The organism is Atopobacter phocae ATCC BAA-285 (assembly GCF_000526675.1).
Taxonomy (GTDB): Bacteria; Bacillota; Bacilli; order Lactobacillales; family Aerococcaceae; genus Atopobacter; species Atopobacter phocae.
Genome location: NZ_JAGN01000014.1, coordinates 1 through 24,493, shown reverse-complemented (window position 1 = coordinate 24,493; position 24,493 = coordinate 1). Strand labels below are relative to the sequence as shown.

Annotated in this window: 19 protein-coding genes, 1 tRNA gene and 1 other annotated feature (1 of these 21 cut by a window edge); of the genes, 4 read left to right on the top strand and 16 right to left on the bottom strand. The window is 34.8% G+C overall.

Annotated elements, in window-relative coordinates; all coding sequences use genetic code 11:
- Positions 1-213, bottom strand: a binding site (T-box leader) (it extends 27 nt beyond the left edge of the window).
- Between the two features lie 99 nt (positions 214-312).
- The 7 genes from L866_RS0103625 to trmL all read right to left on the bottom strand — a co-directional run bounded on the left by L866_RS0103625 (position 313) and on the right by trmL (position 8,919).
- Positions 313-1,779 (bottom strand): C69 family dipeptidase, encoded by a 1,467-nt coding sequence (locus L866_RS0103625; protein WP_025729251.1) that lies wholly within the window; start codon positions 1,777-1,779, stop codon positions 313-315.
- A gap of 114 nt (positions 1,780-1,893) precedes the next feature.
- Positions 1,894-2,832 carry a carbamate kinase gene (arcC, locus tag L866_RS0103620; protein ID WP_025729249.1) on the bottom strand — a complete coding sequence of 313 codons (939 nt, stop codon included), beginning with the start codon at positions 2,830-2,832 and terminating at the stop codon, positions 1,894-1,896.
- Positions 2,825-4,180: a M20 family metallopeptidase gene (locus L866_RS0103615; RefSeq protein WP_025729247.1), complete on the bottom strand. Its 1,356-nt coding sequence runs from the start codon at positions 4,178-4,180 to the stop codon at positions 2,825-2,827. The genes arcC and L866_RS0103615 overlap by 8 nt, the downstream gene beginning before the upstream one ends.
- Before the next feature lie 94 nt (positions 4,181-4,274).
- Complete coding sequence (locus tag L866_RS0103610; RefSeq protein ID WP_025729245.1) at positions 4,275-5,768, bottom strand: YfcC family protein; 1,494 nt, start codon at positions 5,766-5,768, stop codon at positions 4,275-4,277.
- Positions 5,769-5,897: 129 nt separating this feature from the next.
- Positions 5,898-6,911 carry an ornithine carbamoyltransferase gene (argF, locus tag L866_RS0103605; protein WP_025729243.1) on the bottom strand — a complete coding sequence of 338 codons (1,014 nt, stop codon included), beginning with the start codon at positions 6,909-6,911 and terminating at the stop codon, positions 5,898-5,900.
- 132 nt (positions 6,912-7,043) lie between these two features.
- Positions 7,044-8,279, bottom strand: coding sequence for an arginine deiminase (gene arcA, locus L866_RS0103600; RefSeq protein WP_025729241.1), 1,236 nt, complete (start codon positions 8,277-8,279; stop codon positions 7,044-7,046).
- A gap of 133 nt (positions 8,280-8,412) precedes the next feature.
- Positions 8,413-8,919, bottom strand: coding sequence for a tRNA (uridine(34)/cytosine(34)/5-carboxymethylaminomethyluridine(34)-2'-O)-methyltransferase TrmL (gene trmL, locus L866_RS0103595; protein ID WP_025729239.1), 507 nt, complete (start codon positions 8,917-8,919; stop codon positions 8,413-8,415).
- Positions 8,920-9,180: 261 nt separating this feature from the next.
- On the opposite strand from trmL, the gene L866_RS0103590 reads away from it, so the two are divergent.
- A complete protein-coding gene (locus L866_RS0103590; protein ID WP_025729238.1) occupies positions 9,181-10,257 on the top strand; it encodes a CobW family GTP-binding protein in 1,077 nt (358 codons plus the stop codon).
- Between the two features lie 70 nt (positions 10,258-10,327).
- On the opposite strand, the gene L866_RS09805 is transcribed toward L866_RS0103590, so the two are convergent.
- The 4 genes from L866_RS09805 to proS form a co-directional block, all read right to left on the bottom strand.
- Positions 10,328-10,648 carry a pseudouridine synthase gene (locus tag L866_RS09805; protein ID WP_051452854.1) on the bottom strand — a complete coding sequence of 107 codons (321 nt, stop codon included), beginning with the start codon at positions 10,646-10,648 and terminating at the stop codon, positions 10,328-10,330.
- A complete protein-coding gene (locus L866_RS09800) occupies positions 10,585-10,998 on the bottom strand; it encodes a pseudouridine synthase (RefSeq protein ID WP_051452853.1) in 414 nt (137 codons plus the stop codon). Before L866_RS09800 ends, L866_RS09805 begins: the two co-directional genes overlap by 64 nt.
- Before the next feature lie 78 nt (positions 10,999-11,076).
- Positions 11,077-11,166, bottom strand: a tRNA-Ser gene (locus tag L866_RS0103580).
- Positions 11,167-11,294: 128 nt separating this feature from the next.
- Positions 11,295-12,737, bottom strand: a complete 1,443-nt coding sequence (gene proS / locus L866_RS0103575) for a proline--tRNA ligase (RefSeq protein ID WP_025729236.1) — start codon at positions 12,735-12,737, stop codon at positions 11,295-11,297.
- A 219-nt stretch (positions 12,738-12,956) separates the two neighbouring features.
- On the opposite strand from proS, the gene L866_RS0103570 reads away from it, so the two are divergent.
- The gene (locus L866_RS0103570) at positions 12,957-13,151 is read left to right on the top strand and encodes a CsbD family protein (protein ID WP_025729234.1); all 195 of its coding nucleotides are present in this window, start codon (positions 12,957-12,959) and stop codon (positions 13,149-13,151) included.
- Between the two features lie 79 nt (positions 13,152-13,230).
- Here L866_RS0103570 and L866_RS09795 read toward each other — a convergent pair whose 3' ends face one another.
- The 5 genes from L866_RS09795 to L866_RS0103545 form a co-directional block, all read right to left on the bottom strand.
- Complete coding sequence (locus tag L866_RS09795; protein ID WP_025729232.1) at positions 13,231-18,288, bottom strand: S8 family serine peptidase; 5,058 nt, start codon at positions 18,286-18,288, stop codon at positions 13,231-13,233.
- Positions 18,289-18,476: 188 nt separating this feature from the next.
- On the bottom strand, positions 18,477-19,481 hold the full coding sequence (lacD, locus tag L866_RS0103560) for a tagatose-bisphosphate aldolase (protein WP_035446078.1): 1,005 nt from the start codon (positions 19,479-19,481) through the stop codon (positions 18,477-18,479).
- Positions 19,482-19,605: 124 nt separating this feature from the next.
- Positions 19,606-20,760: an N-acetylglucosamine-6-phosphate deacetylase gene (gene nagA / locus L866_RS0103555; protein WP_025729228.1), complete on the bottom strand. Its 1,155-nt coding sequence runs from the start codon at positions 20,758-20,760 to the stop codon at positions 19,606-19,608.
- 17 nt (positions 20,761-20,777) lie between these two features.
- A complete protein-coding gene (locus L866_RS0103550) occupies positions 20,778-21,941 on the bottom strand; it encodes an SIS domain-containing protein (protein ID WP_025729226.1) in 1,164 nt (387 codons plus the stop codon).
- Between the two features lie 25 nt (positions 21,942-21,966).
- Positions 21,967-22,707, bottom strand: coding sequence for a GntR family transcriptional regulator (locus L866_RS0103545; RefSeq protein WP_025729224.1), 741 nt, complete (start codon positions 22,705-22,707; stop codon positions 21,967-21,969).
- 305 nt (positions 22,708-23,012) lie between these two features.
- On the opposite strand from L866_RS0103545, the gene L866_RS0103540 reads away from it, so the two are divergent.
- Positions 23,013-24,119 (top strand): NAD(P)/FAD-dependent oxidoreductase, encoded by a 1,107-nt coding sequence (locus tag L866_RS0103540; protein WP_025729222.1) that lies wholly within the window; start codon positions 23,013-23,015, stop codon positions 24,117-24,119.
- Between the two features lie 85 nt (positions 24,120-24,204).
- Positions 24,205-24,493: transposase (locus tag L866_RS0103535; RefSeq protein ID WP_025729220.1), on the top strand; the 289-nt coding region annotated here is incomplete at its 3' end.

The window sequence follows — 24,493 nt, the reverse complement described above, 5'->3', positions numbered from 1 at the left end:
ACTCTACTTTATAAGTTAGCAAATTGTTTTATAATGAAACAATTTCAATTAACTTATACTCATTTTGTTAACGGAGCTGTCTCCGGGATTGGCTACTTAACGTTCACCCATCCATTTATCAAGTGCGGTTCAATTCATGTTCTGTGTCGGCTTACACCGTCCCGACTCGCTAAAATCATTCCATCAATCTACTCTCTTGACAATTAATTTTAAGTATATTCTTTTAAGTATCTTACTATCATCATAACGAAAGGCTACATGAATGTAAAGCATAAAACTAAAAATGAATAAAATATTTTCTTGCTATTTTCTCTATAATTTAGGATTATGGTAGACTTTTGTTTCATTGGTAATCATCTTCATTAACTTGCTATATAAAGTATTCCAAGCACTGATTGCTTTTTCTGAACGTTTTTGACTTACTTTTGTTAAGTATTCATCGCGTTCTTTTCCTTCCTTCATTTTCATAGCTTCTTTATCCGTTTTATCTAAATCTTTATTAAAATCTTTAATTAATTGATCTTTTTCTGGTTGTATTAATTCATTTAGAGCAGTTTCATAGTTAAAGTTAGCTAACGCATCTACACCACGGAACGTCCAGTAAGCACCGCCGTCACTGATGTTATCCGTTCCTTTTTGATATGGTTTTGGTGTTTCAGTTATTCCACTATAAAACGGTACATACACCGATGTTTCTGGTACACCTAACGCTAACCAATGAATGCCTGCTATTTCATTTGGCATGTCTGGACGTATTTGTAGTATATGAGATTCCATTGTATGTGGAACATTCATCGGACGGAATTGTGCTTTTGGATTTTTGCGATAATCATACTCTGTATCTTGATAATGTGCAGATAACACTTTTTGTACATCTTCCACACTTATTTTTTTATCTGGTTTAACTGAGAAAGCAAAATCATCTTGTTTTACATCTTGTTTTAAGCTTGGTGTTAGCATTTTTTGACCATACCATACACGTGGTAAATTATAATACTTATCTTCTTCACGATTAACACCATATATTTTTTCAAAAACAAATGGATCGCCTTCTTTATATTGTTTAGCTTTAATGGCTGTTTCTTTTAAATCTTTTGACATCATGAAATGATCAGAATCATCAAAATTGACTGTTTCAATGGCTAATTGATTAGCTACCACTGCATAGTGATCATCTGGCAAACGATAAGCAACCCACTGATGGCCTGAACCGATTTCCATATACCAAATTTCATCTTTATCAGAAAACATGAGTCCATTGGCTTCTGCAGCACCTTCTTTTTCAACAATCTGCCCTAGACGTTCGACTCCTTCACGTGCTGTTTTTATGTAAGGTAGAACAACTGCATTCATACTATCTTCCGCAATTCCCGTTTCAACGAATGGATCCACTTTTAAAATCGCTTCATTTGCCTCTGCTGATTCTGTTCCACTCATGGCTACACCAGCTGAGTTAATACCCGCTTCATCAAATTGACCTTCTGATTCATCCCATTCTGGTGTTGCGGTTACTTTTAATCGATCTTTGGGGATATCTGTTGTAAAACCATTTGCCTTAGACTTATATTTTGTTTCTTTATTTTTCCCAGCAGGATAAACGACAAAACGCTTCGTCCAAGCAGTTCCCATATCTTCGTTCCGTGCTATCATTGTTGAACCATCAGCTGATGCTTTTTTACCTACTAAAACAGTTGTACAGGCTTCAATTGTACCAAGAGGAGTTAGTAGCGTAACGGCAGCCAAACTTGTTATAGCTTTTCCCATCCATTTTACTTTCATCTTAAACATCCCTTTCGCATGTCTATTTCACGAGATATTGATTATTTCTTAATAAAGCGCTATCATTTTACTTTTTTATAAAACGGGTCACTTCAATTACCCGTTTTAAATGCCTTATTTTGTAATAATTGTACCACCATCAGATTCAATCACTTCTTTAATATTTTCAAGTGATGTGATTATTGCTTTACCTTCTGTTGTATGTTCTACAAAATTAATTGCTGCTTCTACTTTTGGTAACATACTACCTGGAGCAAATTGATTTTCTGAAATGTATTGTTTCATTTGTTCTACAGTCACGCGTTCTAATTTTTCTTGATTTGGTTGATTAAAGTTAACGTATACATTATCAACACCTGTTAATACTAAGAAAATATCCGCATGAATTAACTCTGCTAATGTTTGGCTTGCAAAATCTTTATCAATAACTGCTTCAACTCCACGTAGTTGACCATCTTCTTCAACCACTGGAATTCCACCACCACCAGCTGACACAACAATATTGCCACTGTTTACTAATGTTTCAATCATATCAATTTCTTTGATTGAAATTGGTTTTGGACTTGGCACAACTTTACGCCAACCGCGTCCTGCATCTTCTTTAAACTCTGCCCCAGTTTTTTCCATTTCTGCTTTAGCTTGTTCTTCAGTTAAGAATGGTCCAATTGGTTTTGCTGGATTTTTAAAGGCTGGATCATCTTTGTCTACTACCACTTGTGTAACGACAGAAGCTATTGATTTTTTGATTCCTTTTTGAGCTAAAGCATTGCCCATTGCTTGTTGTAACCAATAACCAATTGATCCTTCTGTCATTGCAACTGCTGAATCTAATGGGAATGCAGGATTTTCTGGAGAATCTGCTGCTGCCATTTGTAACAATAAGTTACCTACTTGTGGTCCGTTACCATGTGTAATAATTAATTCATCACCATTTTCAATGAATTGAACTAAATATTTAGCAGTATCTACTAACGCTTGTTGTTGTGCTTCTGCACTTGCATCACTTGATAAAATTGCATTTCCACCTAAAGCTACTACGATTTTTCTACTCATCTGTTTTATCTCCTTCTTTAGTGACTAATGAATATAATGCATTCGCATAAATATCCATTGCTTCACGTATGTTTTCTAATTCAATATATTCATCAATTTGATGTTCTGTTTCAGGATATTTTGGTAAGCGTGCGCCATATGCTACACAATTTGGCATCGTACGAGCGTATGTTGCCCCACCACTTGATTCTGGTTCAGTCATATCTCCAGAGTATTCACGATACACTTGAAGTAAGTTTTGAATTAATGTGCTCTCAATTGGTACATATAAAGAATCTAAATAGTCAAATTCTTCATACGTTAAACCTGCACGTTCAACCGCGTCAATTAATGGTTGAACCATATCCATTTTATCTATGGTGACTGGCATACGAATGTCTAAATGCGCTTCTGAGTGATCGTTATCAATAATCACTTTACTTACATTCAAAGTAAGCGGTCCAGATACATCGTCCTGTTTATCTGATCCTACTACTTTTTCTGCTAATGGATGGTCAAGCGATTCCGCAATAAATTTTACCAGTGGATGTTGTTCAATTTGATTTAATCCTTTTAAGTAAGCTACTACCGCATTTTGCCCACTCGGTGCATCTTTACTATGGACTGACCGGCCTTTAACCGTTAAGCGTTCGGAATCAAAATGATGTTCTATATCCAATTCATCTAATGCTTTCATAATTTGCTCTGAATATTCATCCGATGTAATCACTTCATCAGGTACAACATTAAATGCGCCACCTATTTCAAATTTCAATGTATCTGATCCTGGACCATAAATTTTAGATTGTAATAATTTCTTTTCTGCAAAGGTTAATGGGAAACTTGAATCTGGTGCAAATCCCATTGTAGCGGCTTCTTCTTTCTCACTATATTTAGCTATGCCACGCCACAATGTTTCTTCGTCCGTTCCAAATACAAAACGAACACGTTTATTAAACGTTACACCCTGTTCCATTAAAGCTTTAAGAGCACACAATGCGATAGCTGTTGGACCTTTATCATCTTGTGTTCCTCTTCCGTAAATTCGTCCGTTTCGAATCGTTGCTTTAAAAGGCGGTGTTGTCCATTTATCTTCATCTATTGCTGGAACAACATCTAAATGGCATAGCACAACAAACAACTCTTCGCCTGACCCAATTTCTGCATACCCATAATAACCTTCTGGATCAATGTACGTACGTAATCCCATTTCTTCACATGTTTTCAGTGTGTATTCTAAAACATCTTGAATACTTTGTCCGAATGGCGTTCCGTTTTCACCTTCGTTTAAAACGGAAGGAAAGTTGACTAACGACTTAATCAATTCATGACATGATTCCAAATGTGTTTCTTTAATAAACGAATTCATTCCTATCAACAACCTTTCATTATTTCAGGGAAAATTGAACAGCTTTCAATAGCTCCTCGTTTTGCTACAAAAAGCTGTTCAACTAATACTTACCTTAAAAGAGTGTAGCAATCCATAATATTGCTACTGACACAACAAATACTGTTGCGATTACTTTACCCATGAATTTCCACCATACACTTACTTCAACATGAGATAACGCTAAAGCTCCCATAACAATACCTGATGTAGGTGTAACTAAGTTAACAATTCCGCTACCTGCTTGATATGCTGTAACAACTAAATGTTTCGCCACACCACTGAATTCGCCTAAAGGTGCCATAATTCCCATTGTTGCACTTGCCAATCCACTAGTTGAAGGGATTAGGAAGCTCATTGGCATATAGAAAATGTATGTTAGAACAATAAACAATCCACTTGGAACACTGCTTAATGTGCGTTCACCCATATTTAAAATAGTTGCTGTAATCATACCGTCATTCATAATTACTTGAATACCGCGAGCTACGGCTACAACGATAGCAACAGAAAGTAAATCAGCCGCACCATCCATAAATACTTTGAAGAAACGTTCTTCACTCATACCATATACAACAGCTACAACTACTGACATAAAAATAAATAACATTGTAATTTCTGGGAAGTACCATTCACCAAGTGGTAACATATCTTTCCCTAAAACGCCACCTGCAAATGAACCTGTGATTGCCGATGTAGTATTCTCAAATAAACTTGTCCATTCGCCCCATGGAATTAAGCTAATTACCATTAAAGTAAACGTTACAGCAAACACAACTAATACGTTCTTTTGTTTTTTGTTTAATTCTTCGATATTGCTTTTATTTGCAAGATTGAATGCTTTTGCATGATTTTCACGTTGATCATGTACTAAAGATTTTGATGGATCTTTTTCAATTTTTGAAGCATAAGAATATACAAAGAAAATAGCGATTAGTAAAGTTACTACAAAGAAGATTAAGCGCCAAATGATACCTTCACCGATTGTAATTCCTGCAGCTTTTGTCGCTACCCCTGTCGCAAATGGGTTAACTGTAGAAGATAATACCCCTATTTGAGAACCTAATAAAACAATCGCTACACCGACAACCGCGTCGAAACCAACTGCAATCATAACTGGTACAATTAAAGGATAGAAAGCCATTGTTTCTTCACCCATACCATATGTTGTTCCACCTAATGCAAATAATGTCATTAAAACTGGAATTAACATTTTTTCGCGGCCTTTAAAGTTTTTAACAGTCGAAGCAATCCCTGAATCAAGAGCACCTGTCTCATTAACAACCCCTAAAAATCCTCCAACCATTAAGATGAAGAATGATACCTCAATAGAAGCAGAAGTGCTACCCTTTCCTAACATCCCCCATACAGGAGCTAACAACATATCATAAAAACCTTGTGGATTTTGAGATACACGTTCATACGTGCCTCGAATTAAGTTACCTGCTTCATCTACTTGATATTGCCCTGCTGGAATAATCCAGGTTAAAATTGCCATAATTACAATAATGATAAATAAGACCGTAAAAGTATTAGGCATTCTAAAGCCTTTTTTCTTTTTCTCTTCCATTTTATTCACCTTGCCTTTCTTTTTTATTATCTGCATTATACGCTGAAAGCCCTTTAAAATAAATAAATTATTCGAACTACTTTAAAAAAACTAAAAAGGACGGACGTTTGCCCGTCCTTTATAAAGGAACTACACTTTAGGGATAAATAAATTGCCTAATGTTGCAGCCATTACTGCTTTAATTGTGTGCATACGGTTTTCTGCTTGATCAAATTGACGAGCATATTTACTACGGAAGACTTCATCTGTTACTTCCATTTCTTTAACGCCAAATTGTTCTTCAATATTTTTACCGTATTGTGTTTCTGTGTCATGGAAAGCTGGTAAACAATGTAAGAAGATTACGTTATCATTTTCTGTTTTCTTTATTAATTCCATGTTTACTTGGTAGGGTTGTAATAATTTAACACGTTCTTCAAATTGTGCTTCTTCACCCATTGAAACCCAAACGTCTGTATAAACAACGTCTGCTCCTTTAGCTGCTTCATCTACATTATCTGTAATTAATAATTTAGAACCTGATTTTTCAGCAAATTTGCGTGCCATTTCTTGAACTTCGGCAGCTGGGAATAAGCTTTCAGGGGCACAAATTGTAATGTCTGCTCCTAAAATAGCTCCAGTTACTAATAAACTGTTAGCCATGTTGTTACGTCCGTCACCAAAGTATGCTAATTTAATTCCTTGGATTTTTCCAAAGTTTTCTTTAACTGTTAAGAAGTCAGCTAACATTTGTGTTGGATGCCATTCATCTGTTAAACCATTCCATACAGGAACGCCAGAGAATTCTGCTAATTCTTCAACAACTGATTGTTTGAATCCACGGAACTCAATTCCGTCAAACATACGTCCAAGTACTTTAGCTGTATCTTCAACTGATTCTTTTTTACCGATTTGGATGTCGTTAATTCCTAAGTATTCAGGATGTGCACCTAAATCAATTGCAGCTGTTGTAAAAGCAGCACGTGTACGTGTTGATGTTTTTTCGAATAATAAACAGATATTTTTATTTTCTAAGTAGTGATGAGGAATTCCTCTACGTTTTAAATCTTTTAAATGAGCACTAAAGTCAATTAGGTACTCTAATTCTTCTGGAGTGTAATCACTTTCTTTTAATAAACTTCTGCCTTGAAATACTTGTGTCATAATTAATAGCTCCTTTATATTTAATATCTCTTGATAAAAATAAGCTCGTTTTATTGTTATACACTAAGATAAAACGAGCCTATTTACAGATTCAATAAATGATTCAATTACCTTCTTACGTCAAATAATTGATTATTTTGACCAGTCAACTGATTCACGACGTAAAGGCATTGACATACAACGAGGACCACCACGACCACGAACTAATTCCGATCCTGGCATTTTGTGAAGTTTTAATCCTTTTTCTTCAAGGTAGTTATTTGTCACTGTGTTGCGATCGTAAACTACAATTTCACCTGGAGAAATTGTTAATGTGTTTGAACCATCATTCCATTGTTCACGAGCTGCTGCAACAATGTTACCTGCTCCACAACGAAGTAATTCAACTTTGCGACCTAATGTTTTTTCTAAAACTTCTTGAAGAGTTGATGTTTCTTCAACAACTTTTAGGTCATCTCCATTTTTAGTAATGGAGTAAACTGTCAAGTCACCTTCGATTTCAGGGTGAATTGTAAATTTATCCACATCAATCATTGTAAATACTGTATCTAAGTGCATGAATTTACGATTTTGAGCTAAGTTAAACGCTAAAACTTGTTCATAACCCATATCTGCTGCAAACAAGTTACGAGCTAATTTTTCGATAGATTCTGGCGCTGTACGTTGACTCATACCAACTGCAACGACTTTATCTGTAAGAACTAACTCATCCCCACCTTCAATACGGCTGTTTTCAGTACGGTTGTATAAGCGAGGTACTTCTGCATCTTTATATTTTGGATGATATGTAAAGATATATTTAGCATAAAGTGTTTCACGGTTACGTGTCTCACTGTACATGTGGTTAATTGATACACCATGTCCGATTGTCGCAAATGGATCACGTGTAAAGTATAAGTTTGGCATTGGGTCAATCGCGAATGGATAATCCGATTCAACCATATCAGATAATTCTTTTTCTTTTAACTCTGGCAATTCAACTTTTTGAATACCTGCCATTGTTTTTTCGATAAATTCTTTATTATCTTCAATACTTAATAAGAATTCACGAATTAATTCACGTGTTTTAACACCTTTAATATCTGCTTCATCTAAGTATTCTTCTAAGAATTGTTCTTTTAATTCTGGTGTTGTTAAACTTTCAGCAGCTAAATCTTCTAAATAAACTACCTCTACACCATTTTCGCGTAAAATACGAGCAAAGTTATCATGCTCTTCTTGTGCGCGTTCTAAAAATGGAATATCATCAAATAATAGACGTTCCAAGTAATCTGGAACTAAGTTTTCTAATTCTTTTCCCGGACGGTGAAGCATTACTTCTTTTAATCGTCCAATTTCTGAAAAGACTTCAATTGGTTTGTTCGACATGAGAAATCCACCTTTCTTATTTATAAGCGTTTATTGTGATCACATTTAACCGCTTCATTGACTAAAGTATAGCATAACGAGAAAGCCCTTACATCTATACTTTAACATTTAAAGTGTCGGATTTTTCACATTTTTAATCTATTTTATCGTTTTCGTAATGATGTTGTAATTCTAAATTCGGAAATTTTTGTTGTCTCAACACTTCATATAGAACGATGGAAACTGCATTAGATAAATTAAGTGAACGAACATGTTGATCGTCCATTGGTAAACGAATTGCTTTTTCCGCGTGCTCACGCATAAATGTCTCAGGTAATCCTGTTGTTTCTTTCCCAAACATCAAAAACACTTCATCTAAAGAAGCATAATCGACATCTGAATAAACTTTATTAGCAAATTTTGAAACTAAAAATAAAGGACGACCATCCAAAAAATTCATAAAAGCTTCAAGATTTTCATGATATGTTATATCAACATGTTGCCAATAGTCTAATCCTGCACGTTTTAAATGTTTATCATCAGTCTTAAATCCTAATGGTCGAATTAAATGTAAATGCGTATCTGTGCCAGCACAAGTTCTAGATATATTACCTGTATTAGCTGGAATTTGTGGTTCAAATAGTACAATATGATTTTTCACCGAGCGATTCCCTTCTTTCTTTTTCTTTATTATAGTCCATTTTTAAATAAAAGAAACGACATCAAAATGGATTTTATATATACTATAGTAACATTTAATCATTATTTCCCGTATGATAAAATAATATTCTTTAAATATACGATAGGTTTTCGAGCCTAGAGTTGACTTTTTAAGCGACACTAATTACACTAACAATGTATCGTTATAAATCGTAATGATGACGTTTTACAATTGTTAGCTAAGAGAAAGAGGGACATACTAATGGAATTAATACCTGTTACTATCATTACTGGATTTTTAGGCGCTGGAAAAACAACATTAATTAACCGCGTACTACATGATGAACATGATCAAAAAATTGCTGTTATTATCAATGAATATGGTGAACAAAGTATCGATCACCAACTCGTATTAAAAACAGATGAAGATATTTTCCAAATGGAGAATGGCTGCTTATGTTGTACATTACGTACAGACATCGTTGATATGCTCCGTTCTATTTTGCATGCTAAAGAAAAAGCGGGAGTGCAAGTCGACCATATATTGATTGAAACAACTGGATTGGCCGATCCAGCTCCTTTAGTACAAACTTTTTTCAATGTACCTTATTTAAAACAACATTTCAAAATAGACAGTGTCATCACACTTGTTGATGCACTTCATATTGAAAATCAAATTAAGCAACAGCCTGAACCACGTAAACAAATCGGATTTGCGGATCGTATTTATTTAACCAAAACAAAAGACTTATCTCGTCAACAAATTGAACATGTCCGTCATTTAACAAAAGAATTTAATCCTTTGGCACCCATCGAATTGATGGATCTTCAAACAATTGGAATTGATGATATATTGCATCGTGACGAATTCATGTTGAATGAACAACAGCTTCATGCACTCCAACATGCACAAGAAGAATTTGAACATGAAGCAGAACACCATCATCATGAACACGCACACGATCACAATCACAATCATGAGCATGAACACCATCATCATGAACATCATAGTGATATTGTCTCACTATCTCTTGTAGAAAAAACACCTCTACATTTAGAAACGGTTCAACTTTGGTTAAATGAATTGATTCAGACTTTCGGAACACAACTCTATCGATATAAAGGGATTTTATCCATCGAAAACGTTCCGCATCAAATCATTGTACAAGGCGTTCAAATGAGCTTTGATGTAACCAAAGGACGTTTATGGGAAGATACTGATGAGCGTCAGACAACACTCGTATTAATTGGTCGTCGTCTTCCGAAAGAAGAACTGATGGACAGCTTTGAAACTTGTGTACCTGGCTATTTTAATGATAATCCTTATCGTCAATTCTAGTCGTAATATTTAAAAAGTGTCATTTAAAAGGTGTAGTTTACCTTTTAAATGACACTTTTTTATTTTACTATCAAACGGTTTTAAATTTATTCCATGGTACACTATTTGGTAAGGCAATTTTTACTTGTTGTTGTTGTCCCGTTTTAGGATGGCTAAATAAAAGTTGAGAGGCCCAAAGTGCCATTTCTGGTTGTTTTTTGGCCTCTTTTCCACCATAAAGGGGATCTCCGATAATCGGCATATGTGCTTGCTGTAATTGTACTCGAATCTGATGAGGTCGTCCGGTTTCAATTTGAATTTCTAATAAACTAATATCACTTTGTGTTTCTAACGAACGATAGGATAATATCGCTTCTTTTGCTTGTTTATGATTTTTTCGAACTTTGTACACACGATTTTTTCGTCGATCTTTCCATAAAAATCAATTAAACGTTCTTCTTGTTGACGTGGTATACCAGAAACAATCGCATGATAAACACGTTTGATTGTCCGATTTTGAAATTGTATAGACAGATGATGTGCTGCTCGTTGATGCTTCGCAAATAACACTAACCCACCAGTCGCACGATCTAACCGATGTACTAAATATAAAATGGTCTTGTTCTCATGATCTCGTTCACGTATCAATTGTTGAACGGCATTCAATAAATCCATTTGCCCGCTCGGATCGCTTTGAACCGGCATATTAAATGGCTTAACAGCTATTACAATATCTGCATCTTCATATGCTATCATTATCATTCAATTACCTCTTTTACATTTTATCGATATACTAAAAAAGTTGAACTAGCTATCAGCCAATTCAACTCATCATTATAACGGAGAGTAAGGGATTCGAACCCTTGCACGCCTTACAGCGTCTAACGCATTTCGAGTGCGTCCCCTTCAGCCGGACTTGGGTAACTCTCCATACATTATATTATAACGCGTCCACTTAAATTATCCAATCTTTTTTATCGACAATTATACTTTAAACGATAAAAAGATGGATGGTAACTTCTACCATCCATCTTCTATTTTTAACGTTATGATTTTTATTAATAAGCGCGCGCAATCCACACCGTATGTTTTGCAGGTTGTCCAGTTACTAAATCAATTGTTTTTTCAACAGGTGGCGCGTAAGGAATATTTCTAGTTGTAAATCCTGTTTCTTCCTTGATACGCTCTTCTGTTTCCTCTGTACCATCCCAACCAATTAAAACCCAACCTGGTAACTCTCCAGCTGATTGTTTAGTTTCAATATGTGCTTTTAATTCTTCTAATGTTTCAATATTTGTATAAGAATGTTCTGCATAAAATTGACGTGCTGCTTCTAATAAACGTTTTTGCATAGCGTCTAATCCAGATTGAACATATGCTAAAATATCGTCAATTTGAACCGTCTCTTTATCGCTTCCATCACGCCATTTAGCCATCATATGACCTGCTTGTGCATCACGTGGACCAAATTCTAAACGTAGCGGTACACCTTTTAATTCCCATTCATTAAACTTAAATCCTGGAGAATTTTCTGAATCATCAATTTTAACACGTACTCCTGCTTGTTTTAACGTTTGAGCCGTTTGTTCTAATCGCTCAATAATTTCCGGTTGTTTCTTCCACGGTCCTACTGGCACCAATACGACTTGCAACGGTGCAACGGTTGGAGGCAATACTAGTCCTTGATCATCTCCATGTGTCATAATTAAAGCACCAATTAATCGCGTTGAAACACCCCAAGATGTAGTATGAGCATAAACATGTTCATTTTCTTTATTTAAGTACTTAATATCGAAAGCTTCAGCAAATTTAGTTCCCATATAATGGCTTGTTCCAGCTTGGACAGCCTTCCCATCTTTCATCATTGCCTCGATTGAGTAAGTATTCTTCGCACCGGCAAAACGTTCTGATGGTGTTTTTTCACCTGCCACTACTGGAATAGCTAAAAATTCTTCCACTACTTCACGATAAATTTGAAGCATTCTTTGTGTTCGTCTATTGGCTTCTTCCGCATCAGCATGAGCTGTATGCCCCTCTTGCCATAAAAATTCTGAAGTTCTTAAAAATGGTAGTGTACGTTTTTCCCAACGAAAAACATTTGCCCATTGGTTAATTTCATATGGTAAATCACGGTAAGATTTAATCCAATCGCCAAAAGCTGTACCAATCATTGTCTCACTTGTTGGACGAAGAGCCAAACGTTCTTCTAGCTTTTCACCTGCTGCTTCTGTCACCCAAGGCAATTCTGGACTAAATCCTTCAATATGATCTTTCTCTTTAGTAAAAAAGCTTTCCGGAATTAGCATTGGGAAGTAAGCATTACGTATGCCTTCTTCTTTAAAACGTTTATTAAAGGCTTCTTGAATATGTTCCCATATTTCATAGCCGTCTGGTTTAAATATAATCGATCCACGAACTGGTGAATAGTCCATTAAATCTGCTTGTTGAATCGTTTGAATATACCATTTTGAAAAATCTTCACTTTGTTTTACATCTACCATCTATATTCTCCTAGTCTATGTTTTGCTTTTTAATTAATAAGTTTTTTATTATTGCTGTGCTTATTATAACATGTTTTTTTCTTAAATGATAAGTCGGGATTGCCGTTATATTTTCCATGGAAGTATTTTTTATAGCATTATTATACTTATTAATTGTGTTTTTACTGTTTTTAATTGTATACTAGTATTGTAAGCAAATATATTTAGGGAGTGATTAATATGTCAGAAAGCACAAAAGATAAATTAAGTGGATTAGCTAAACAAGTTGAAGGTAAAGTCAAAGAAGTCGAAGGCAAAGCTGAACAACTATTAGGTAAAGCTGAACGAAAAGCTGGAGACTTATACGATCAAGCTAAAGATAAAGCTGATGAAGTTAAATCTGAAGTTGAAGAAAAAATCAACGAATATAAATAAACTTTATAAAAAACCGATCATTCAATTAATTGAATGGTCGGTTTTTTCATTTTTTCTTATCAATTCATTATGACAGTCATTATTTCTCTTGTTCTTTTTTAAAGAAACGTAATGGCCAAATAACTGCTCCTACTAACAATAACACCGCACTGAAAAGTGATGTTTTTTGTTCACCAGTTTGTGGCAAGTGAGAGGTTATTTGTTTAGTTGAACTTATTGAGTTCACCACCTTTGTTGAATTCATTTTTAATGAACTGTTCACTTTTAGTTCTTTGTTTGCTTCTTCTTTTATTTCTTCTTTTAGTTTTTCTTTTGCATCTTCATTTAGTTTTTCTTTCGATTCTTCTTTTGGCTGAATTTCATTTATTGAATCTTGTTTTGAATTTTCTTGTTTTTGATCAGGATTCGTTGGATGGGCTATATCGGGTTGTTGTTTATGAATTTGTTCAAAGAAATAACTAAATTCGTTATTTTCATGTTTAACAGAAATAAATTTATATTTTGCAGTTTGTTGTAAATAATTCAATACAAATTTTTGTAGTTTATTCGATACTTCTGTTTCTGTTCCTTTATAAGTTAGTTTATCTTCAACTTTTCCATCAACAACAATTGATCCATTCCACTCAACTAGAGGCTCACTTGGTCCAATAGGTAGCCACGGTTGCGATTTCATGACTTGAATGGCATAAGTCACATCATTGTAGTGATTTCCCTTATACAAACGACCTTTAATAATATGTTTACCTGCACGTGATAAATCATAGTCTTTTTCCCAAACGGCACTAATGAATTCATCGGATTCAAATAAATCAGTTAATTTGAATGGGCTGTCTTCTGTTAATGTCATATCTTTTAGTGATAGAGTGAGATTCTCATCTAATTTCCATTCTTTTTCTCGTTTAGTCATTTGATTTATAGTTGGTCGTTTAGGAATAATTAATTGGTCATTTTCTTTTACACGGAATGTCCAATCTCTTTGATTACCAAACGAATCAATGGCTTTCAATGATAAATAGTCATTCTCTTTAGCTGGCAATTCATAATAAAATTCTCGTTTATTTTGATCAAATTCCCCAAATAACTCAAAACTATCAATCATATTATTATTCACATATAATTTCCAACCATCTAAGTTATCAGATACGGTTCCCTTTAAATATACGATACCATTTTTGCTGTATATATTATATGTTTCATCATCATCTTCATCTTTTGTCATACCACTTACAAGCGATTCATCTAATGTAACTTCTGGATCAGTTATATCTACAAATACTAAATAACTTTTTTCAAATTGAACTTGATCATCCGCATCGCTTTTAACAATTAATTTAATAATGTTTGTTCCGTCTGCTAATTCAATTGCTTCGTGCTCCCAGTCCCCTTCTGGATCACTTGGTTTAACAGTCATCACATGCATCGGTTGATATTGATTAAGTCCTTTTATGAAATTGTAATGAGTATTAACATTCGTTACATATGCGGTCTGCCCTGCTTTTAAATAAATACCTGGTGTATACATTAACTGATTCTTTTCGTTTAATTCTAAGTCATCTTTTCCTAAACGACTTTTTAAGAAAATAGTGCCGTGTTTCAGTTCAGTTTCCCCATCGGTAAATGCTAAATCGGATGCTTCATCATAATCTTCTTCATCGTCGTCCCATTCCTCTTCATCTTCTATTGCATGTTTTATTTTGTTTCGACGTTTACGATGTTTATCTGGTTTATCTGTTGTCTCATTTGACTCTTCTCGCTCTTCTAAAGACTCATCTTGATCAATCTTATTATCTGATTGAGAAGGATTGACAAATTTACCATCTTTACTATTGAACTCTACCTCGCTATAATTCCCGGCAAAGTCTTCAACATGGACGACAACTGTTTCTTTTGTCCAATCTTCCGGTAATTGAATTTGATAATGGGTATCCTCTATTTTTTCTGCTGCAACTTCCTTACTATTCCACCGCTTACCTCTAATAACTACTTTCTTTATTGCGTGATTGTCAGTCGTTTTAATATCAATCAACTGGCTGTCATTAATCGTCGCGGTAACTTGTGGCGCTGTATTATCAACACGGATTGGTAAGTACATTGTTTCATATGGACTATCACTATTAACACGTGCTCTAACACGATAATAATATTGACCTTCAGGGACTGCTTCCATTTCTCCTTTAATCGCATTATATTGGTCACCTGTCCATGTATGAAGTTCATTAGGCGTTTCATAGCCCGATTTTTCATCACTCACATATTTTCGTGCAAAATGGCCTGTTTGCAATGTGCGAATCAGTCGACTATTTTCTGTTTTTCCATCTACAATTGCAACGTCATAGTCGAGCGCGTCACGCATAAAAATAATTCGTGGGACAACTTTATGAATTTTACCGTTAGCCTTTGTTATATTAGCCATTGCATACCACTCTGGATTTGGTGTATCGCCTTCGTTAATGATGCCAATTGGATCATACTTGTTTTCATCATGACTTTTAAAACTTGGTAACATCAACATGGTCATTTTAGTATAGGCTTTTTCATTCCAAACGGGCGCATCAAATATACTTTCTTTTGACCACTTTCCTTGATAGCCCATATAAGGAATCGATAAATCAGGTTGTCCTTCTGTTAGTGATTTGAAATAAATATAACCTTCTACAAACTGATCATTGGCACTTCCTACATTCAATTCAAAATTAATTTCTGCTTGTCCATCTTGGACGATTTCCACCAACTCATCATGAGTTAAAGTGGCGTCTTTTATCAATTGTGGGTGAATTACTTGTGAATCCATTGGTCCATCTTCATTTCGACGATGTCTTAAATAATTAGTACTTGATAAAACGCCACTATGTTCGACTTTAAACCGTAATTTTTTATTACCATAATTACTCATTTTTAAAGTGAAGCGTCGTTTTTTATCGATTTCTTTTAATGCAATGGAACCTTTGTTACCTTCATATGTTAAAATCGCTTGTGTTGCTAAAGCATCATCTAAATTAACAAGGCCTGCACCTTGACGTCTTGGTGAATATTCTAATTCAATATGTTCGTCTTTCTTTAATTCTTGATCAATTAATGGCTTTGCTGTATTCATTAGTAAAATTTTATTTAATGCCACATTATTTAAACCTTGATATGTTTTATCCGCTCCTTTTTTCGAAAGGATATTATCTACCGTTCCTTTTAATAATGCGCTCATCCCAGCAACATGCGGAGAAGCCATAGAAGTACCTGACATTAATCCATATTTCCCATGGTTTATACTTGAATAAATATCTTCTCCAGGAGCAACCACATCTGGTTTAATTTCTAAATCAAGTGTCCCACCGAGACTGCTAAATCCAGAAATACTTGGTGTATCGCGAACTGGTAATACTTGTTTAACTTGAGTAAACATCAAATCAACCGCATGATTTTTGTTCACTTCTTCGATTAATTTTTGACCATCTGTATATGACAGACTAATCGCCCAATTATTATCAAAACTTAAAAAATCAAATCCTGTTACCGGATGTGTCTCATAATTTCCTTGACTAAAACTAATGGAATCATTCACGATAATAACACCCAATGCGTCTTTGAAACGGGCAATTTTATCTTTTAAGTCTTCTCCACCACGCATCGCGACAACGACTTTTCCTTTATAAGCTCCCTTACTATTAGCTGTTTTAATTGCTTCATCCATTCCACGACCTACAAATACCGCTGCCGCTCTTGTTTCAACCGTAGGCAATTTACTGCTATTCTTTTCATTCAGATGAGTATATTTAAATGTTTCATTAGCCATTTTTAAAGTTGGAACGTATAAAGAAGTATTAGTCACTGACCCTACTCCTATTACTAATGGATGTGCTGCTACACCAACTAATGTAGATGCATCTTTTGATTTCAATCCTTGTTCAATATAAATGTCATTAGTATTTAAAGACGTTGAACTACCATAATTTCCAACTGCGGCAACGACTACAACACCCGCTTCGTTTGCGCGACGGATCGCTTCATCGTATATATCACCAGCTAATCCCGTTCCACGTCGTCCAATACTTAAACTAATAATATCGGCTCCATGTTTAATTGCATCTTCCATTGCATTAAATGCTGCATCATCACCTACATATGCAAAATGACCATCTTCTCCTCTTCTACTTGAGAACACTTTATATACTAATAACTGAGCATTAGGAGCTAAACCGTGTAATCCTTTTTCATCTTTAGAATTACCTGCTAAGATCCCAGCAATATGCATACCATGACCAGTTGGCACGTCATCAATTAAATTCGTTGTTCCTGATAAGTAATTAAACCCATGTGGCACTTTATTGGTAAACGGACCTTCCTTAGACACTTCTTTAATTTTTCTTTTGTTCATTACATCTTGATCATCTTCATCTAAACGTAAATCAGGATGCGTAATATCGACACCGGAATCAATTGAAGCAATTACTAATCCGCGGCCATCCAATGTTGTGTTTTTCCGTTTGCTTTGCGCTTCAATCACTCCTGTTAAATCTTTTGCACTCATCATTTGCGGCGCAAGTGGTTGACTTTCTTGTATAGTTTTTACGCCTTGAATACTATATAACTTGCTTAGTTCATTGGCTGAAACATCAACAGAAACTCCATCAAACAATTTCTCATACGTATATTTTAATTGGACTGTTGGGATGCTTTTCAAAGCTTCTAAGACACTTTCCCGTTTATCTGCTTCAAATGCAACAATCATTCTTCTAATGTCCTGTGTTTGTTCTTTTATATTTTCTTCTTTTATCTTTTCTATATTATTTTCATTTGAAGTGGATTTTTCTTTGCTCGTTAATGCAACCGTTTGCTCTGAGCTTGCAATGATGTCTTCAGATGAAGTGGTGGGTACATTCTCTAAATGTTCTTCTCGATTATTTTGACTTTCAACTTTCTTATCTTCAATTGATTGAACCGCTTGAATTTGAATATACTTTGGGGGTGTAAGTCGTTCCAAATGGTTATCTATCGTCTTTTCAGCTGGAGATTCTACTGCTGAAACACCTACTTCTGGGTCTACTGCTTTCACTTCGTCTGCATAAATTAATTGTGTTCCCGCTATATTCGCTTGAATACAAAATGAAAAAAATAATGCAGAGTATACTTTTTTAAATTTCATCTAGTCACTTTCCTCCTCATTCATATTTGGTTCCTAGAATTTTAAGTATACTTAATTTTCGTTTTTTTTCAATATTTATTTATTAAATCATTGATAATGTTTATTCATTTTTTCCTATCTATTCAGTTTTTTTATAAAAATAAAAAAGTGACAAGCTATAAATAGCTCGCCACTTTCCTGATTATTTTTTAATTAATAACTTCCACTTTATCCGTCCATGGAGTTGCTGTTTCTTTAAGAACGATGTTGAGATCTTCAATATTCTTTTTACCTTCTGCTTTTAACCATTCTTTAGTTGCTTCAACCCCATTTTTTGCATAAACAGCAGTTGCATCTTTCCATGTTGCACGTCCACATAATACTCCATTGAATTCTGCACCCGCTTCTTTTGCAAATGTTAAGGTATCTTGGAACATCTTAGCACTTACTCCAGCACTTAAGAAAATATATGGCAAATGAGACGCATCTGATTGCTCTTTAAATAATCTCTTAGCTTCATCAACCGTATATACAATCTCATCGCCAAATCCTTCAACAAAAGACATAGTAACAGGGACTTCTACTTTTAGTACATCGACATGATATTGAGGTTTAGAAAATTCTCGTTGCGCATCAATTACTTTATGAGGTTTCACTTTTGCATATTCCGCACCTTTAACATCATCAATATTTGCATCATACGATACAATTTCTAAGAAAAATGGAATGTCTTCAGCTACACATTCACTTCCGATTCTTTCAATAAATGCATGTTTTTGATTATTAATTTCTTCAGATTCATCGACATCATAGTAAAGTAAAAATTTTACAGCATCTGCACCCACTTCTTTCAAACGTTTTACAGACCAAATTGACAGAATATCTGGGAGTCTTCCAGGCTCAGTAGCATCATATCCTGTTTTTTCATAAGCTATCAATAAGCCTGCATTTTTATCTCTTAATTTTGATGCAGGTAATCCATATTCTGGATCCAATAATATAGATGAAGAAAACGGAGTTAATAGGTTTGACACTAATTCTTTAAATTCAATTGCATCAGCTTGAATGTCTTGATCTACTTGATCTTTTTTTATCATTCGTTTTAAAGATCCACGTTGATCAATTGCTAATGCACTAATGAATTCTTCTTTTGAAGATAAACGTTTTAATGCTTCGTACTTTTCCTGAGTTAACTGCAATTTTTTCTCTACCATAATTTTATCTCCTTATTATGTTTGACTTATCTTTATTGTATACTTTTAAAAATAAAATTCAAACATTTTTTAACATTTTATGTCATTTTCTATCTTTTATTAAACAAAAAATAACATTTTATGTTTAGGAGCGTTTGTATGCCAATTTTCCATCCAAATAAGTAGCTTGTAATTCAAACATATCATCAATAACAATAAAGTCTGCTGCATAGCCTGGGCTTAACTTACCACACACATCATCAATATTTACAGATTCAGCAGGAGCTAAAGTAGCCATATGGATGGCTTCTTCTGGTGTAGCAACGCCCCATCGAATAACATTTTGCACCCCTTTAATCAATTCAAGAATACTTCCGGCTAAATTACCACTTTCTTTTAGACGTGCGGCTCCATCTTTCACAATGACATCAAATTCTCCTAATTTTGATTCACCTTCGCCTAATCCGCCTGCACGCATACAATCTGTAATTAAGGCAATTCGTTCTCTTCCGTGCGCATCCATCACTGCCTGACAAGCCTGTGGATGAACATGCATTCCATCACAAATCATTTCGTCATACGCTTCTTTAAAGTGCATAGCGGCCCCGACAACACCAGGTTCTCGATGGTGTAGTCCTCGCATACCATTATATGTGTGAACAAAAATATTAGCCCCTGCTTCAATCGCACAACGACATTCATCAAATGTTGCATCTGTATGTCCTAACGCTACAAAAATGTCTTGCTGACGCGCATGTTTAATAAACTCAATTGATCCCTTACGTTCAGGAGCAATCGCTATTTTCCGAACTAGTCCCCCTGATACCTCGCTCCATTTATCAAGAGCATCTGTATCTGGATCACTCATGTATTTAGGGTTTTGTGCACCTTTGTGTTTCTCACTAAAAAAAGGCCCCTCTAAAAAAATACCTCGAATTTTTGCACCTTTTATTTCAGATGCATGGTCTCCAATTGTTTGACATACTGCTTCCAATTCTTCATATGGCGCAGTTAATGTTGTTGGCAACCAACTTGTAACCCCACAACTAGGTAAACCTTCAGCCATTACTTTTAATCCTTCCACATTATTATCCATTACATCATGACCTAAAAAACCGTGAATATGTGTATCAACTAGTCCTGGTGCAATACTATAATCAGAATAGTCAATAATTGTTGCGTCTTCTGGCACATATTGTTGGTAAGCCCCAAATGTTCCTATTGAGGTTATCGGTAAGTAGCCTGCTTCTTTTGTTTCATTTGGAAAGAAAAATCGTTTTGCTTTTATAAAAGTTGTCATAATATTCTTCCTTTCTATTAATTTAACGAATAAATTTTTACACCTTGTACGACACGATTAACTGTTCCTGTTGAACACGGTGTATCAGGTATGATTTTCAATTTGATGGCTGATATTAATCCAATAATCTGTCCAATCATTGCATATGGTAAAGATAAATATGCATCAGGAATCTTCAAAAAAATTGAATCAAACGGCCACGTCTTACCTTTAAAATTAATTGACCCAACCCCAAAAACTACTATATTTTTGGTAATCTGATCTGAATATAACTCATTCAGCATATCAATATCGTACTGACGAGTGTACGCCTGATTAGATAAAAAAACAAATATCAATGTTGAATCCGTTACAAATGATTTTGGCCCATGTCTAAATCCCAATGGCGAATCAAAAACTGTTGTTACTTTTCCTGCTGTAAGCTCTAAAACTTTCAATTGAACTTCTCTCGCTAACCCTGTTAATGGGCCACTCCCCAAATAAACTATTCTATCGTATGTCACAGATAAAATTTCTTTTATCGTTTCAAATTGATTAACCACGTGATCACCCATTTTACACAGTAATTTGACAATCTCTTCCTTTTCCTGAATAGAAAATTTTTCATCAAATAACATCAATGCAGTCAAAGTCATACATGTAAAACTACTTGTCATTGCAAATCCCTGATCATTAGACCGCTCTGGCATCAGTAAAAGTAAACAACGTGTATTATCTTTTACATACTGTGCAAGATTTCCACTTGCAGCACACGTAATTATAATTTGATAAAAATCATTAACTAGTTGCTCCCCTAGTTTTACACTTGCTAGACTTTCCGGGCTATTCCCACTTCTTGCGAACGATACTAAAACAGTTGGTATATCGGCTTTAAAATATGCATGAGGATTAGATAGTAGAGTTGTTGTAGGAACTGATTGGAAATCAAAACGTTTTTCATCACCAAACTCTTTGATGTACGGTAAAATTGCATCTCCAATATAGGCCGATGTTCCTGCACCGGTAAAAATAACACGTAAATTATTTTTAGGTAAAATTTGAGACATAAAATAACTACTTCGTTCTTGATTTTTTTGAAATACTTCATATGTTTCATACCAAAGTTCGGGTTGCTGTATGATTTCTTGCGTTGTTATTTTAGCGCCTAATTCTGCTAACTGATCTTCTTTATAATTAAACACCTCAATACTCCCCCATCTATCATTTTTAAATATTATGAATTTCTTGATGATACCTTACACGATAAATAAATTGGTCACTACGTGCTATACTTAACGTATATTCCATCACTTCATTCGATAAATTAAATGTTTGTCGCTGCAAACGTAAGCAAGGACTTCCTGCATTCACTTCTAAAATACTAGCTTCCTCACTATCGACAATTCCGGCTGAAAATTCTTCATCCGCGTATTGAATCGTCTGTTTATATTTTTCTTTAAAGATGATATAAAGTGACTGGTTGTCTAATTCTTCTTCGGTCAAATCTTCAAATAAATCAACTGGTAAGTATGTTGTCTCTAACATCATGGGTAAATCATTGCCTAAACGTAGCCGTTTTATCTTATAAACAAGATCGCCATCTTTAATACGAAGATGTTCTGCTAAGTAAGTCGGCGCACTCATTTTTTTAAATAACAAAATAATCGATTTAGGTTCTTTACCTAACTGAAACATTTGTTCAGTAAAGCTACAACTATCTAATAAATTTTGACGTTCTTTCCATAATCCCGATACATAGGTTCCTCTGCCAGGTTTACGATAAATGTAGCCTAATGATTCTAATTCATTAAACGCTGCTCGAACAGTCGTCCGACTAACATGGTATTGTTGACAAATATCTCGCTCTGATGGCATCTTGTCATTGGGTTCGGCATGTTTTTCAATATAATCGATTAACCGTTCTGAAAGCTGGGCGTAAAGTGATTTGGTATTAAATGTGCGTGTCATTTTCCCTCCTCCTGCTCTCTGGTCATTACCAGTTACTTTTATTTTAGTCCCAATTGTAATGGGTTACAACCTTTTGAAAAAAATGAAAAAGAAAAGACCAAATCTGTTGATTGGAACAATCATTATTAAACAAATAACGTCATTATTGATCAAATCGACTTTTATTTATATGCACCATTAAAGTACCACCCTTTAACAATAAGATTTACTCTGTTTTTAAGTGGGGCTTCGATTTACTCTTTCTATTTGTATTAAATTTCACTATAATAACAGTGATTATCGTTCATTGTAATAAGGAGGCTTTTATGAAAATCGGAATTATTGGTGGTGGAATCATTGGTTCGACTGCTGCTTATTATTTATCTCAATCAAATCATCAAGTAACTCTCATTGACTCAGGAATTGGACAAGCGACTTCAGCTAGCGCTGGTATTATTTGTCCTTGGTTCAGTCAACGACGCAATCAAGACTGGTATCAACTAGTTGCTGATGGTGCTACTTTTTATCGCCAATTAATGCAAGATCTTTCTAACGATGGTGTTACTCAACTTCCGTTTGAAGAAACCGGAGTCATTGTATTTAAACGTTCTCGTCAATTAGCGGAAAAATTGTTACAAATGGGGATAGAGCGAAAAGAAGCTACAGAAACAATTGGTGAACTTTACTTAATTTCACCAGAACAAGCGAGTCAAATCATTCCAGGCTTTGAAACGACTCAATTTGGTATGTATGCAAGCGGTGGTGGTCGTGTTGATGGAGCTGCTCTAGTCCAAACATTGCAACAAGAAGTATTACAGAACAACGGAAAAGTTATCCGTGGACAAGCGCGTTTACTTTCTTTAGAACCACATCCAACACTTGAAGTTAATGAAGAAACATTCGGTTTTGATCAACTCATTTTAGCTCCAGGAGCTTGGCTTGGCCATTTATTAGAACCTTTTGGTATTCAAGTCGATATCCGTCCGCAAAAAGGTGAATTAATTACCACAACAATTGATGCAGATTCTTCCCAGTGGCCTGTTACTATGTTGGTTGGAGAATCTGACTTAATTCCTACAAGCAATGGCGAATTAATTATAGGAGCTAGCCATGAAAATGATAAAGGCTTTGATTTAACACCTACTACTGAAATACTTGAACAATTTTTAACTCAAGGTCAACAATTTTTGCCAAGTTATCACATTGAACATGCTACTAATCGTATTGGAACTCGTGCGTATACTTCTGACTTTTTACCGTTTTATGGAAATTTACCTAATTATGACAATATTTATGTAGCTAGTGGCTTAGGATCAAGTGGCTTAACGAGTGGTCCAATTATTGGGTACCATCTTGCGCAAGCTATCATTCAATCTAGTACATATTTATTTAGAACTGCTTTTAATCCGAAACGTTACATTCAATTTTCATAATTAAAAAAGACGATTTCCTCATAGTGATATGCTCCCCCTAAAGTAGACACTTGAAAAAGTAAAACTATTTTAGGGGGAGTTTTTCATGCGTAAAAATAAACGTCATTCGGCTAATGAGTTAATGTATTTTATTGATCTCTATTTAATCAGTGGAATACCCTATGTAGAATTACAGGAAAATTATGGCTTAAAATTAAATAATAAAAACTTTCGAAAGTACCTTAATAAGTATAGAATACATGGGCCTTCGGCTTTAATATCGAAAGGTAGCAATAACAATTATTCTGAGCAGTTTAAAAAGAAAATTATTGAGGAATGTTTGAGCAATGAAGCCTCTTATTTAGAGCTCGCTACAAAATATAATATTCCATCAG

What these genes read in the sequence shown, in the direction of transcription:
- L866_RS0103625 (WP_025729251.1), bottom strand. Translation starts at nt 1,779, where the DNA reads ATGAAAGTAAAATGGATGGGAAAAGCTATAACAAGTTTGGCTGCCGTT.
- arcC (WP_025729249.1), bottom strand. Translation starts at nt 2,832, where the DNA reads ATGAGTAGAAAAATCGTAGTAGCTTTAGGTGGAAATGCAATTTTATCA.
- L866_RS0103615 (WP_025729247.1), bottom strand. Translation starts at nt 4,180, where the DNA reads ATGAATTCGTTTATTAAAGAAACACATTTGGAATCATGTCATGAATTG.
- L866_RS0103610 (WP_025729245.1), bottom strand. Translation starts at nt 5,768, where the DNA reads ATGGAAGAGAAAAAGAAAAAAGGCTTTAGAATGCCTAATACTTTTACG.
- argF (WP_025729243.1), bottom strand. Translation starts at nt 6,911, where the DNA reads ATGACACAAGTATTTCAAGGCAGAAGTTTATTAAAAGAAAGTGATTAC.
- arcA (WP_025729241.1), bottom strand. Translation starts at nt 8,279, where the DNA reads ATGTCGAACAAACCAATTGAAGTCTTTTCAGAAATTGGACGATTAAAA.
- L866_RS0103590 (WP_025729238.1), top strand. Translation starts at nt 9,181, where the DNA reads ATGGAATTAATACCTGTTACTATCATTACTGGATTTTTAGGCGCTGGA.
- L866_RS09800 (WP_051452853.1), bottom strand. Translation starts at nt 10,998, where the DNA reads ATGATAATGATAGCATATGAAGATGCAGATATTGTAATAGCTGTTAAG.
- proS (WP_025729236.1), bottom strand. Translation starts at nt 12,737, where the DNA reads ATGGTAGATGTAAAACAAAGTGAAGATTTTTCAAAATGGTATATTCAA.
- L866_RS0103570 (WP_025729234.1), top strand. Translation starts at nt 12,957, where the DNA reads ATGTCAGAAAGCACAAAAGATAAATTAAGTGGATTAGCTAAACAAGTT.
- L866_RS09795 (WP_025729232.1), bottom strand. Translation starts at nt 18,288, where the DNA reads ATGAAATTTAAAAAAGTATACTCTGCATTATTTTTTTCATTTTGTATT.
- lacD (WP_035446078.1), bottom strand. Translation starts at nt 19,481, where the DNA reads ATGGTAGAGAAAAAATTGCAGTTAACTCAGGAAAAGTACGAAGCATTA.
- nagA (WP_025729228.1), bottom strand. Translation starts at nt 20,760, where the DNA reads ATGACAACTTTTATAAAAGCAAAACGATTTTTCTTTCCAAATGAAACA.
- L866_RS0103545 (WP_025729224.1), bottom strand. Translation starts at nt 22,707, where the DNA reads ATGACACGCACATTTAATACCAAATCACTTTACGCCCAGCTTTCAGAA.
- L866_RS0103540 (WP_025729222.1), top strand. Translation starts at nt 23,013, where the DNA reads ATGAAAATCGGAATTATTGGTGGTGGAATCATTGGTTCGACTGCTGCT.